The 12,472-nt window shown below is 70.8% G+C and carries 13 protein-coding genes and 1 pseudogene; 5 read left to right on the top strand and 9 right to left on the bottom strand.

From position 1 onward, the window contains the following. The first annotated feature begins 53 nt into the window (after positions 1 to 53). The 5 genes and pseudogenes from IEZ21_RS30400 to IEZ21_RS48660 form a co-directional block, all read left to right on the top strand. Complete coding sequence (locus tag IEZ21_RS30400; protein ID WP_189325056.1) at positions 54 to 629, top strand: NAD(P)H-dependent oxidoreductase; 576 nt, start codon at positions 54 to 56, stop codon at positions 627 to 629. Between the two features lie 96 nt (positions 630 to 725). Further along, the gene (locus tag IEZ21_RS30395; protein ID WP_165342806.1) at positions 726 to 1,670 is read left to right on the top strand and encodes an NADP-dependent oxidoreductase; all 945 of its coding nucleotides are present in this window, start codon (positions 726 to 728) and stop codon (positions 1,668 to 1,670) included. A gap of 29 nt (positions 1,671 to 1,699) precedes the next feature. Beyond that, positions 1,700 to 2,650, top strand: coding sequence for an alpha/beta hydrolase (locus IEZ21_RS30390; RefSeq protein WP_033322853.1), 951 nt, complete (start codon positions 1,700 to 1,702; stop codon positions 2,648 to 2,650). A 253-nt stretch (positions 2,651 to 2,903) separates the two neighbouring features. Then, complete coding sequence (locus IEZ21_RS30385; RefSeq protein WP_165342804.1) at positions 2,904 to 3,404, top strand: cupin domain-containing protein; 501 nt, start codon at positions 2,904 to 2,906, stop codon at positions 3,402 to 3,404. Positions 3,405 to 3,489: 85 nt separating this feature from the next. After that, positions 3,490 to 3,691, top strand: a pseudogene (locus IEZ21_RS48660) (transposase); the annotation flags it as partial. A gap of 130 nt (positions 3,692 to 3,821) precedes the next feature. Here IEZ21_RS48660 and IEZ21_RS30375 read toward each other — a convergent pair. From IEZ21_RS30375 to IEZ21_RS30335, 9 genes are all read right to left on the bottom strand, one after another. After that, positions 3,822 to 4,457 carry a DNA polymerase ligase N-terminal domain-containing protein gene (locus tag IEZ21_RS30375; protein WP_189325055.1) on the bottom strand — a complete coding sequence of 212 codons (636 nt, stop codon included), beginning with the start codon at positions 4,455 to 4,457 and terminating at the stop codon, positions 3,822 to 3,824. 250 nt (positions 4,458 to 4,707) lie between these two features. Then, positions 4,708 to 5,673 (bottom strand): phosphoglycerate dehydrogenase, encoded by a 966-nt coding sequence (locus IEZ21_RS30370; RefSeq protein ID WP_246568282.1) that lies wholly within the window; start codon positions 5,671 to 5,673, stop codon positions 4,708 to 4,710. Beyond that, positions 5,670 to 6,878 carry a sialidase family protein gene (locus IEZ21_RS30365; RefSeq protein ID WP_189325054.1) on the bottom strand — a complete coding sequence of 403 codons (1,209 nt, stop codon included), beginning with the start codon at positions 6,876 to 6,878 and terminating at the stop codon, positions 5,670 to 5,672. Before IEZ21_RS30365 ends, IEZ21_RS30370 begins: the two co-directional genes overlap by 4 nt. After that, positions 6,878 to 7,657 (bottom strand): HpcH/HpaI aldolase family protein, encoded by a 780-nt coding sequence (locus IEZ21_RS30360; protein ID WP_189325053.1) that lies wholly within the window; start codon positions 7,655 to 7,657, stop codon positions 6,878 to 6,880. Before IEZ21_RS30360 ends, IEZ21_RS30365 begins: the two co-directional genes overlap by 1 nt. 278 nt (positions 7,658 to 7,935) lie before the next feature. Continuing rightward, positions 7,936 to 8,916, bottom strand: coding sequence for an aldo/keto reductase (locus IEZ21_RS30355; protein WP_220450457.1), 981 nt, complete (start codon positions 8,914 to 8,916; stop codon positions 7,936 to 7,938). Next, positions 8,913 to 9,764 (bottom strand): ABC transporter ATP-binding protein, encoded by an 852-nt coding sequence (locus IEZ21_RS30350; RefSeq protein WP_189325052.1) that lies wholly within the window; start codon positions 9,762 to 9,764, stop codon positions 8,913 to 8,915. The genes IEZ21_RS30355 and IEZ21_RS30350 overlap by 4 nt, the downstream gene beginning before the upstream one ends. Next, positions 9,761 to 10,633: an ABC transporter ATP-binding protein gene (locus IEZ21_RS30345; RefSeq protein WP_189325051.1), complete on the bottom strand. Its 873-nt coding sequence runs from the start codon at positions 10,631 to 10,633 to the stop codon at positions 9,761 to 9,763. Before IEZ21_RS30345 ends, IEZ21_RS30350 begins: the two co-directional genes overlap by 4 nt. A gap of 3 nt (positions 10,634 to 10,636) precedes the next feature. Then, positions 10,637 to 11,536, bottom strand: coding sequence for an ABC transporter permease (locus IEZ21_RS30340; protein WP_189325050.1), 900 nt, complete (start codon positions 11,534 to 11,536; stop codon positions 10,637 to 10,639). A gap of 3 nt (positions 11,537 to 11,539) precedes the next feature. Then, positions 11,540 to 12,469, bottom strand: coding sequence for an ABC transporter permease (locus tag IEZ21_RS30335; protein WP_189325049.1), 930 nt, complete (start codon positions 12,467 to 12,469; stop codon positions 11,540 to 11,542). Positions 12,470 to 12,472 lie beyond the last annotated feature (3 nt).

The raw sequence follows: 12,472 nt of genomic DNA, 5'->3' as shown, positions 1-12,472 counted from the left end.
GTGACGGCACGACAGCCCGGCCGCGGGGAGGAAGCCATGAACACGATGCCGGGATGAACACCGCCGCGTGGAGCCCGGTGTCTCTGGCCGTCCTGTGCGCCGGCGTCGGCTACGGGCGCCCGACCCGCTTGCTCGCGGACTGGGTCGCGGAGGCTGTGTGCCGGTCACTGGCGGTCGGTGGTGCGCGCGCCGAGGTGGAGGTGCTGGAGCTGCACCGGCTGGCGGCCGACCTCGCCCAGCACTCCACCCACGACCGCGTCAGCCTCGACCTGCGGGAGGCGATCGCGGCGGTCGTGGCGGCCGACGGGCTCGTGGTGGCGACCCCGGTGCTCGCCGCCTCCCCGAGCGAGGTGCTCGACTTGTTCTTCGCCGTCCTCGGGGACGGTGTCCTCTCCGGCATGCCGGTGCTGCTGGCGCTCAACAGCGGCTCCCGCCGGCAGCCGCCGGACCTCGCGCAGGTGCTACGCAGGCGCCTGGCCGGCGTGCACGCCGACCCCGTGCCCACGATCGTCGTCGCCGACCCCGCCGACTGGTCGGCCACGGCTCACAGCGACGCGGCACGACTGCGCGCCTGCATCGACCAAGCCGCCGCCGAACTCGCCGTGGCGATGCGCTCGCACCGGCAGTGACCGACAACACTTGCTTCGAATTCGAAGCAGAGGTATCGTCATCACAGTTGCTTCGAATTCGAAGTAACATCGACCGCAGTGAAGGTGAGAACCGAAATGAAGGCAGTACGTTTCCACGAGTACGGCGACCCCGACGTCCTGCGCTACGAGGACGTGGAGCAGCCCGTCCCCGGGGCCGGTGAGGTCCGTATCCGCGTCGCCGCGACGTCGTTCAACTCCGTCGACGGCAACATCCGCGGCGGCTTCATGCGCGGCCCCATCCCGGTGGTGCTGCCGCACACTCCCGGCATCGACGTCGCCGGCACCATCGACGCGCTGGGCGAGGGCGTGGACGGCATCGCGGTCGGTGACGACGTCATCGGCTTCCTGCCGATGGACGGGAACGGCGCCGCCGCGGAGTACGTCCTCGCGCCGGCCGAGGTCCTGACGCCGGCGCCCAAGAGCATCCCCCTGCCCGACGCCGCCGCACTGCCACTCGTGGGCCTCACCGCGTGGCAGGCGCTGTTCGACCACGGCAAGCTGACGGCCGGGCAACGCGTGCTGATCAACGGCGCCGGCGGAGCGGTCGGCGGCTACGCCGTGCAGCTGGCCAAGGGAGCCGAGGCCCACGTGATCGCCACGGCCAGCCCGCGCAGCAGCGAGGCGGTCACGTCGGCCGGCGCCGATGAGGTCATCGACCACACCACCACCGGCGTGAGCGCGGCGGTGACCGAGCCGGTCGACGTCGTGCTCAACCTCGCGCCGGTCGACCCGGCCGAGCTGGCCGCGCTCGTCACACTGGTCCGTCCGGGCGGGGTCGTGGTGAACACGACGGTATGGATGCCCGCGCCCTCCGACCAGGAGCGCGGCGTGCGCGGCATCGACCTGTTCGTCCGCAGCGACGCCGACCAGCTGTCGCAGCTGGTAGCGCTGATCGACCGCGGCGAGCTGCGCGTCGACGTCGCCGAGCGGGTGCCGCTGGCCGAGCTGCCGGCGCTCCACGCCCGGGCCGCCGAAAACGCGGTGCACGGCAAGGTCATCGTCGTCCCGCCCGTCGCCTGACGCCGATCCTCCACCGAAAGGAAAAGGCCATGGCACTGAGTTTGGATCCCGAAATCGCCGAGGCGCTGGCCCCGATGGCCGGCGCGATGGCGGACGCCACACCACCGGCCGTGGGGGACATCGCGGCGCGGCGCGCCATGTGGGAGCCGATCATCGGCGCCGCGGGAACGGCCCAGCCGGTCCCGGCCGACGTGAAGACCAGCGAGCACTACACGACCACCGGCGACGGCGCGCGGATCACCATGCGCTGGTACACCAAGGACGGCGCGGCGCCTGGCCCGGCTGTGCTGTTCTTCCACGGCGGCGGATACATCTTCGGCCACATCGACCTGTTCGACGGGCCGCTCGCCCGCTACGTCTCCGCCAGCGGCGTACCGATGCTGTCAGTCGAGTACCGCCGCGCCCCCGAGCACCCCTTCCCGACCCCGCTCGAGGACGCCTACACCGCACTGCGCTGGCTGCACGAACACGCCGCCGAACTCGGCGTCGACACCGACCGGATCGGCGTGATGGGTGACAGCGCCGGCGGCGGAATCGCCGCAGCCGTGTCGATCCTCGCCCGCGAGCGCGGCGGCCCGAAGATCGCCCGGCAGATCCTTCTCATGCCGATGCTCGACGACCGCACCACCACCCCCGATCCACACATCGCGCCCTACCTGCTGTGGTCCTACGACGACAGCCTCACCGCATGGCCGGCCCTGCTCGGCGAGGCCGCCGGCGGGCCCGACGTCCCGGCCACGGCGGCCCCAGCCCGGCTCGAGGACGCGACCGGCCTGCCGCCGGCCTACATCGAGGTCGGCCAGCTCGACGTCTTCCGCGACGAAGACACCGCCTACGCCACCAAACTCAGCCGCGCCGGCGTGCCGGTCGAATTCCACCTGCACCCCGGCGCCCCGCACGAGTTCGACTCCATCGCCTTCACCTCCGACGTCGCCCGCCGCGCCATCGCCGACCGCATCCGCGTCCTCAAGTCGATCTGAGCCGGCACCGAGCGCGCTCACCCCGTGCCGCAGGAGGGGTATGCAAGCGCTCCACACAGGTGGCCCCTCGCCCCGTTGCCCGCCGCAATGGGGCCCCTCGGACACCGGCAAGAACACACTGAAGCACCGCGCGGCCGGGCCGGACTCCCACTTCGGGCAGCATGCGCATCGACGGCCGGGAGACTGCCGGACTGCATGAGACCCGCCCGGCACCTGATCCTCACCTGACTGACCTTTGAAGGAGACGATTCCGATGATCCCCGACGACGACCCGTCCCGCTCGCTGACCGTGGCGGACCCCGACGATCCCGGCACGACGTACATCTCTCTGGTGGGCAACACGTACGCCATGCTGGTCACCGGCGAGCAGACCGACGGCCGGTACTGCCTGATCGACATGCGCGTCCCCGACGGCGGCGGCCCGCCGCCGCACCGGCACGACTTCGAGGAGATGTTCACCATCCTCGAGGGCGAGATCGAGTTCACCTTCCGCGGCGAGAAGCACACCGTAGGGGCCGGGTCCACGGTCAACATCCCGGCCAACGCCCCGCACAACTTCCGCAACGCTTCGGGTGCGCCGGCCCGCATGCTGTGCATGTGCACCCCCGCCGGCCAGGACGAGTACTTCACGCGCATCGGCGATGTCGTCGCGGGTATGGACGCGCCACCGCCACAACTGTCGGAGGACGAGCTCGCGGAACGCCGCCGCCGTGCGGCCGAGTTGGCCTCGACCTACCGGAGCGAGTTCCTGTGACTCACGGAGCCGGCAAACCCGGCACCGGTCGACAGGGTGAAGTTCCCCGCTGAGCTGGACAGCCAGGACCAGATCGTTCGGGTCCATCGCCTACACCCCGACCAACAGTTCCTGGCTCAACCGTATCGAGGCCCAGTTCACCGCCCTGCGCTACTTCGCACTCGATGGCACCGACCATGCCAGCCACAAAGAGGCAGGGCAGCATGATCCGCCGATACATCAGCTGGCGGAACAAGCATGCCGCCGACGACCGCCTCGAGGTCGTCAACGGGGCGAACGTTGCCTGATGCGGCACTAGTACCACCCTCAGCAGCCCGGCGAACGGCGCGGCTGGTAGCGGCTGTCGGCCCCCGCGTGCCTCGCGCAGCCGTCGGCTCTCGTCGACGGACAGGGGCCCAGGAGATCGGTCACCGCCGCTCATTCCTCCCGGGCGACCTGCCGCAGAGTGCGCCTGCTGCGCACCGAGCGGGCCCGACGCGGATCGGGCGTACCGGAGTCACCGGGCCGGGCCCGCTCGTCGTCCGTCTTCACCAGCAGCCACGCCTCGCGCTCGCCGCCGCGGAACCGGGTGAGCGCGTATACGCCGTGCAGCTTCGAGCCGTCGAGCCAGAACCTGGCATGACCGCTCTCCAGCGCCTCGTCGAAGGGCATGGGCCGTCCCCGCCGGTCATGGCTCGTGGGCCGGTACGTGCCGCGGTCCCAGACGATGACCGTTCCGCCGCCGTACTCACCCTCGGCGATCACACCCTCGAACTCCTCGTACTCCAGCGGATGATCCTCCGTGGGCATCGCGAGCCGCTTGTCCTGCGGGTCGGCGGACGGGCCCTTGGGGACGGACCAGGACTTCAGTACGTCGTCCACCTGCAGCCGGAAGTCGAAGTGCATGGTGCTCGCGTCATGGATCTGCACCACGAAGTGCCACCCGTCGTCCGAGGACACGTCCTGACCGCGGCTTTCCCCGGCTCCGCGAGGCTCCTTGGTTCCCTGAGGCTCCTTGGTCCGGTCGAAGTGGCGCTTGCCGCGGTAGGTCCGCAGTCGGTCCTTCTCAGCCACGTCCGGCTCCTTCCCCCGGCCCACGGCTCCAGCGGGCCGGCACCGTCTCGCAGCCCCCGGGTACCCCGACCGCACCCGGCCGACTCAGGACCCCGCGAGGCTGATGAGGATCTTTGAACTTCGTCGGTGATGCTCTTGCCCGGAAGCGCTTGTCAACGCGTCCGGCTTCGTCGCCGGACTCGGGGGACAGGGAAGGGAGTTGGGGAGCGGAGTTGAGGAGGAGAGGGGGACGGCAGTTGAGGGGAGGCGGTCAGGGGGCGGGGTGCTGCGGGGGCTCGCCCGCGAGGACGCGTACGACCTCCTCGGCGACCATGGCGCCCATCATGCGGTTGGCGTCCTGGCCGCAGGCCGCCATGTGCGGGGTGAGCAGGACGTTCGGGGCGCTGCGCAGCGGGCTGTCGCCGAGCGGTTCGTGTGCGAAGGTGTCGAGGGCGGCGCCGCCCAGGTGACCGTCCTCGAGGAGCGCCGCGAGGGCCGCCTCGTCGACGAGACCGCCGCGGGCGGTGTTCACCAGCAGCGCGCCCCGCTTCATCGCGGCGAGCCGCGCCTGGTCCAGTAGCGGGCCCGCGCCGGGGGTCGCGGGCAGATGGAGGCTGACGACGTCGGCGCGGGCCAGGCAGTCGTCCAGGGTGGCCGAGCGGGCGCCGAGGGCGCACATGTCCCGCGGGTCGACGTACGGGTCGTGCGCGAGCACCGTCATGCCGAAGGCCCGGGCGTACCCGGTCACGAGCTGTCCGATCCGCCCGAAACCGATCACGGCCAGGGTTCTGCCCGCGAGTTCGGGCCCGAACAGCTTGGGCCACTCCCCGTCCGCCACCCTCTGGTGCGCATCGGTGATACGACGGGTGGCGCCCAGGATCAGGCCGAAGGTGAACTCGGCGACCGCCCGGGAGTTGCTGCCGGGCGCGCACACCACGGGGATGCCACGGGCCTGTGCGGCGTCGAGGTCGATGGTGTCGACGCCCACGCCGTGCTTGGCGATGACCTTGAGGCGGTCCGCCGCGTCGATGACGTCCGCGGTGATCAGGTCCATACCGACGATCAGGGCGTCGGTCTCCGGGATCCGCTTGAGGAGCTCGTCGGCGGGCAGCGCCTCGTCCTCGTACGGACGCAGGGGGCCCGCTCCCGCTCGCTCCAGGATCCGCCAGGGCTCGGCGGAGTAGCGGGAGAAGGTGGGCGTGGTGATGAGGGTCGTGGTCATGGGGGTCGTGGTCATGCGATCTCCCGGTCAGCCCAAGTGGGGCTCAGGCGGAGGTACTTGATCGTCCGGCGATGGTGGGTGAAGGCGACGTGCAGTGCACCGTCCGGGGTCTGGACGACGGACGGGTAGGACAGCTCGCGGTTGAGGCCGTCGCGGGAGTTGTTGGTCAGGCAGTGGCCGTCACCGGTCTCCAGGTCCCGGCGCACCGGCCAGGTCAGGCCGCCGTCCGAGGAGACGGAGAGGGTGAGCGGCGCGCGCGGGGCGCCCCAGAAGGCGGCTCCGGTCGTGGGGGCGGCGGCGGGCGCCGGGGTGGCAGCGGGCGCGTCCGCGCTCGGCTCGCCGTCCGCGCTCGGCCCGTCGTCGTCGATCTCGTCGTACAGCGAGACGCGGCGGGCGACGGCGTCCGCGGCGCTGCTGTGGTTGTGGACCAGCGCGAGACGGCCGTCGGCCAACGGGGTGTACTGGATCGAGGAGTTGTTGTTCGGCAGGTCCAGCGGGCGCGGTTCGGTCCAGCTCTCCCCGTCGTCGTACGACACGCTCCGGTACACGGCGTCGGCGCGGCGGCTGCGGAACAGGGCGAGCAGCGAACCGTCCGGCAGCGGGCGGACGTTCATGTGCACGAGCCCGGTCGAGCCGGGCACCGGAACCTCGCGCCAGCTCACCCCTTCGTTGTCGCTGACCATCACCGAGCTGGTGTCCCGCCCGCCCGACCATCGCTCGCCCGGCGCGGCGACGCAGCGGAAGACGGGCAGCAGTCGGCGGCCCGACGGCAGCACGGTCACCGGCTGGCGTACAAAGACTCCGCCGTCGAAGAGCACGCGGGAGGGGCCCCACGTCTTTCCCTCGTCGTGACTGACGCGCAGCCGTACCTCGGCGGTGTCCTGGCGCCCGGCCCGCTGCGCGGTGTGCAGCAGCCACCAGTCGCCGGACGGGTCGGTGAACAGCAGCGGGTTCTGCTCGGACCGGGTGTCGTCGTGGGAGAGCCGCTCCGGGCGGGACCAGGTGTCACCGCCCGCGGGCAGCCGGGAGAACCACACAGAGATGTCCGCGACACCTTCCTGCGTTCCCCCGAACCAGACGCAGCCCAGCTCACCGTCGGGTAACACGGTGAGATTGGCGGCATGGTTCTGCACGGCCGGTGCCGACAGCCACGACTCGAAGCGACCCGTCTCGGTGGGGTGCGGGCGTACGACGCCGTCGGCGACGGCCGGGCCCGGCATCACCGGACCTGGCCTGTCGCGCGTACGGCGGTGAGGTGGCGGTACGCCACCTGCTCCAGGTGTACGAGGTCGCTCGCGACCGTGACGTAGGTGAAGCCCTCGGTGAGGCGCTTGGCGGCGCTCGCGCCGTCCGCGTTGTGGATGCCGGCGGCTGTCCCGGCGGCGGCTGCCGCTTCGCGCACGGTGACCAGTGCGGCCTCGAACTCGTCCGCGACCGTCGGGTCGGTGGAGCTGGCTCCACCCAGCGCGATACGTAGATCGGAGGGGCCGATGTAGACGCCGTCGACGCCGTCGGTGGCGCAGATCTCTTCTACGTTCTTGAGGCCCTCGGCGGTTTCGATCATCGCGAGCACCACGGTTTGCTCGTGCGCGTCGGCGGGGTCGGGGCCGATGCGCAGGGCTGAGCGCATCGGGCCGTACGAGCGCCTGCCGAGTGGGGGGTAGCGTACGGCGGCCACCGCTGCGGCGGCGTCCTGTGCGGTGTCTATGAGCGGGACGATGACACCGGCCGCACCTGCGTCCAGGGCCTTGCCGATGGGCATGGGGTCGTTGGCCTCAACTCGTACCAGGCCTACGGCGGTTGAGCCCTTGGTGTCTATGGCGGTCAGGGAGGCGAGTACTCCGGCGTAGTCGATCAGGCCGTGTTGGGCGTCCAGGGCTACGTAGTCGTAGCCGAGGCGGGCTATTCGTTCGGTGGAGACGGGGGAGTCCAGGACGGACCAGTAGCCGACCAGGGGGTCGCGTGCGCGGATCGCTGCCGCGAAGGTGGTGGGGGTCATAGGGGGGTGCTCCTCCGGCGGTTGGACGGGTGCGGGTGTGTGGGTGGCTGGTCGCGCAGTTCCCCGCGCCCCTGGGGTGGGTGGGGGGTGCGGGGTCGTGGGCCGGTGCGTCAGCCCGTCGCAGGGCGGGCGTACGGCTCTGGCCTGGTACAAGGTGCGGGTTCTCCGAGACCGGAGCTAAGCGACGGGCATACGACGCACCGGCCCACGACCCCTCCCGCCGGAGGGAGAGTGCGGGTGCATGGTGGCACCGGGGGTGTGGTCATGTGGGCTCCTTTTCAGCGGTTGTATGCGGGCATTGGGCCGCGTAGTGCCTTGCCGATCTCGTCGCAGGCCGCCGTTACGTCGGTGGGGAGGGGGCCGTTGTTGGCGGCCGTGATGTTGGCCAGTAGGTGGGTGGTGCTGGAGCCGCCCAGGAGCAGGGCGTCGGTCGAGTCGCGGTCCAGGAGCCAGCGGAGGGCCAGGTCGGTGAGGGGGATGCCGGCGGCTTCGGCGATGGTGGAGAGTTGGTTCACTGCGGTGAAGAGGCGTCCGTCCCAATAGCGTTGGCGATACATCTCGGCGACTTTGGAGTCGCCGAAGCGGCCTGATTCCGGGGGGTGTTCGAAGCGGTGGCGGCCGGTGAGGAGGCCGCCGCCCAGGGGGTTGTAGACCATGGTGCGCAGGCCGGTGACTGCGGCGTACTCGATGTACTCCTCCTCGATGCGGCGGGCGAGGAGGTTGTGCATCTGCTGGGCGATGGCGGGCTGTGGTGCTCCCAACTCATCGGCGGTACGGGTTAGTTGGACGATCTGCCAGGCCGCGTAATTGGAGACGCCGAGGGCGCGGATCTTTCCCTCGGCCACGAACTCGGCGACGGTGGTGAGGGTTTCGGTCAGGGGTGTCTTGCGGTCGGGCTGGTGGAGGTAGAAGAGGTCGACCGAGTCGGTGCCGAGGCGCTTCAGGCTGCCTTCCAGTGCGGCTCGCAGGCCGGCTGCGGAGAGGGGGGCGTTGTCGCCCTGGTCGGGGTGGGGGATACCGGCCTTGGTCGCCAAGACGATTTGGTCGCGGCGGCCTGGCAGGAGGGCGGCGAGGATGCGCTCGCTCTCGCCGCCCGCGTAGCCGTTGGCCGTGTCTATGCCGGTGATGCCCGCGTCGAGTGCGGCGTCGAGCATGTTGGCTGCTGAGGAGGCGTCGACGGTGTCGCCGAAGGTCATGGTGCCCAGTACCAGGCGGGAGAGCGGGACGGGGATGTTCGGCAGGTCGATGCCGGGGGTCACGTGGGGGTTCCTTCCGGGGCGGAGGTGAGCAGGTGGCGGGGTTTCACGCCCCGGATGGTGGTGGGGTCCAGAGCGGCGCGGCGCAGGGCGCGGGTGTAGGGGTCGGAGGGCGAGGTGAGCACCGTGGCCGTCGGGCCGGACTCGATGATCCGGCCCGCGCGCATCACCAGCAGTTCGGTGCTGATCTCCCGGACTACCCCTAGGTGGTGCGCGATGACGAGGTAGGCGATGCCGGTGTCCTTCTGCAACTCACTCAGGAGGTCGAGGACTTGGGCCTGTACGGAGACATCCAGGGCGGACGTCGCCTCGTCGCAGACCAGGAGATCGGGGCGGGAGGCCAGGGCGCGGGCGATGCCGATGCGTTGGCGCTGGCCGCCGGAGAACTCGGGTGGTCGGCGGTCCAGGGCCGAGGGTGGCAGGCCTACCTGGTCGAGTAACTCGGCTGCCCGCCTGGCGCGTTGGGCTCGGTCGGAGAGGCCGTGCACATGTAGAGGTTCGGCGACTATCTGCTGGGCGGTGAGATGGGGGTCCAGCGAGCCGTACGGGTCCTGGAAGACCATCTGTACGTGGCGGCGCAGGGGGCGCAGTCGTCGTTCGGGGAGCTGGGCGATGTCCGTCCCGTCCAGGATGATGCGGCCACTTTCCGGCTTGAGCAGCCGTACCAGGGCTCGGGCCAGCGTCGACTTGCCGCAGCCGGACTCGCCGACGATCGCGAGTGAACCGCCTTGGGGGATGCGGAAGTTGACGTGGTCGACGGCTCGGAAGGGGCCGCGTGACGTGGCGTATTCGACGACGAGGTCCTCGACGGAGAGGAGCACCGGCCCTGTGGCGGTGGGGAGTTCGGTCATGACGCCGCCTCCTCTGCGACGGGCTCGGACCGGCCGTCGCCGTCCTCGTCCCATGTACCCACACGGGGCACGGCGGCGAGGAGTTCACGGGTGTACGGCTCGGCGGGCCGCTCGACGATCTGCTGTGCGGAGCCCGACTCGACGAAACGGCCGTCCTTCATGACGTGGATCCGGTCGGAGACCAGCCGGGCCACCCCGAGGTCATGGGTGATCATCAACATGCCTATGCCCGTGCGTTCCTGAAGTTCCATCAGCAGGTCGAGCACGCTCGCCTGCACGGTCGCGTCCAGCGCGGAGGTGGGCTCGTCCGCGACCAGCAGTTCCGGTTCGGCGGCCAGCGCGGTCGCGATGAGGATGCGTTGCAGCATGCCGCCGGAGAACTGGTGCGGGTACGCCTTCCAGCGGGTCCGAGGTTCGGTTATGCGTACCTGCGCGAGCAGTTCAACTCCCTTGTCACGTGCTTCTGTTCGCGTCATGCCGGGGTGGCGCAGGCGTAGGGCGTCGCCCAGTTGGTGGCCGATGGTGTGCACCGGGCTGAGGGCCGTCATCGGATCCTGGGGGATGAGCGAAACGGTTCGCCCGCGTACCGCGCGTGCGGCGTCCGGATCGGCGACGATGTCCCGCCCGGCGATGCGTACGCTGCCCGACAGCACGGCGAGCCCTTCGGGAAGCAGTCGCAGTACGCCCATCGCCGTGGTCGATTTTCCGCAGCCGGACTCGCCGATCAGGGTCACGGTCTCGCCCCGGCGGACGGTGAAGCTCACTCCGTCGACCGCGCGCACCACGCCGTGCGCGGTGATGAGCTCGATCTGCAGATCCGTCGCCTCGAGCAGCGGTGGGCCGGCGGTGACCGGGGTTTCCTCGGCCATGCCTCACGCTCCCTTCCCTGAACGCGGCCGGGTACGGTCCCGCAGCCCGTCCCCGAGCAGGTTGACGCCGACCACCAGCAATGCGATGACCAGCCCGGGCAGGGTGACCAGCCACCAGGAGGTGGTGATGTAGTCCTGGCCGTCGGAGATGATCCGCCCCCAGGTCGCGAACGGCCGCTGAGGTCCCGCGCCCAGGAAACTCAGCGCGCTCTCCAGCAGCACGGCCTGCGCGAGGAGCAGGAGAACGACCAGGCTCGCGGGACGTACGACGTTGGGGATCACGTGGCGCGCGAGCACCGACCAGGAGCGCAGCCCCAGTACGCGGGCCGCGGCGACGTACGCCTTCTCGCGTTCGACCAGGACGAGCGAGCGGGTCAGCCGTGCCACCTCGGGCCACTGCGCGAGGGCGATCACGCAGGTGATGACGGTGACGGACGGGCCGAACAGGGCGACCACGAGGAGCAGCATCATCAGGAGCGGCAGGGCGAGTTGGGCCTCCAGGAACCGGGAGACGACCGCGTCGATCCAGCCGCCGAAGAACCCGGCCGCCGCGCCCGCCGCGATACCGATCAGACCGGAGACCAGGACGGCGAGGACACCCACCGCGAGGGACACCTGGCCGCCGTGCAGGACGCGGGAGAGCAGATCGCGCCCCAACTGGTCGGTGCCGAACAGATGCCCCTCGCTCAGCGGCGGCAGCCTGCGCCGGGAGAGGTCCTGGGTGTTGGCGCCGGGCAGGGGCAGCACACCGGCGAGTGTTACGGGCAGCACGACGAGTGCGGTGCATATCGCCCCGGCCCACAGCTTGAGGCGGGCGCCGCGCCGCTGCCGGGTCGCGGTGGCCCGGGCGAGATCGCGTGCGGTGACGGCGCTGGGCCGGCCGGCGCTGACGGCTGTGGTCATGGCTCAGGCCGCCTTTCCGAGGCGTACCCGCGGGTCGAGCAGCGGATAGGCCAGGTCGACGAGGAGTTGGACGAGGATCGCGAGGGTCGCGGTGACCAGGACGGTGGCCTGGATCAGCGGATAGTCGCGGGTCTCCAGAGCGCGTACGACCAGCGAGCCGACCCCCGGCCAGCCGAAGACGACCTCCACCACGACCACACCGTTGAGCAGCGCCGCGAAGCGCGTACCGAGTGCCGTCACCAGCGGCACGGCGGAGTTCGCGAGCGCGTAGCGCCAGGTCAGCGCGGACTCGGAGACCCCGCGGGAGCGGGCCACGGTGATGTACGACGAGGCCAGCGCGGTGGTCATCTCGCGCCGTACCAGCCGTGACACCAGGGCGAGTTGGAGGACGGCCACGGTCGCGGTCGGCAGGATCAGGCCGCTCCAGGTGGTGAAGCCGGAGGCGGGCAGTATCGGAAGGACTACCGCGAAGACCGTCAGCAGCATCACACCGGTCCAGAAGTCCGGCATCGACTGCCCGGCGATCGTCAGCACATTGGCGCCCAGCTCCCTGCGGGTGTCGGCGCGGCGGGCCATCCACACGCCCAGCGGCACGGCCACCACGGTCGTGACCGCGATGGCGGAGACGGCGAGCGTGATGGTGTACGGCATCCGGTCCAGGACCACGTCGAAGGCGGGGGAGCTGAAGGAGTAGCTCGTGCCGAGGTCCCCCGTGAACAGGTCGCGCAGGAAGAGTCCGTACTGGACGAGGAGCGGGTCGTCGAGCCCGAACTGTTCGCGGATGCGGGCCAGTTCGGCCGTGGTCGCGTTGGGCGCCGCGTACGCGGAGGCCGGATCGCCGGGCGCGAGGCGCACCAGCAGGAAGACGGTGGTCAGCGTGAGGAAGACGGTCAGCAGGCTCTGACCGATGCGGCGGGCGAGGTACTTCGGCACGGC

This window comes from Streptomyces flaveus, assembly GCF_014647675.1.
Classification (GTDB): domain Bacteria; phylum Actinomycetota; class Actinomycetes; order Streptomycetales; family Streptomycetaceae; genus Streptomyces; species Streptomyces flaveus.
This window is presented reverse-complemented; position numbering and strand designations above follow the sequence as displayed.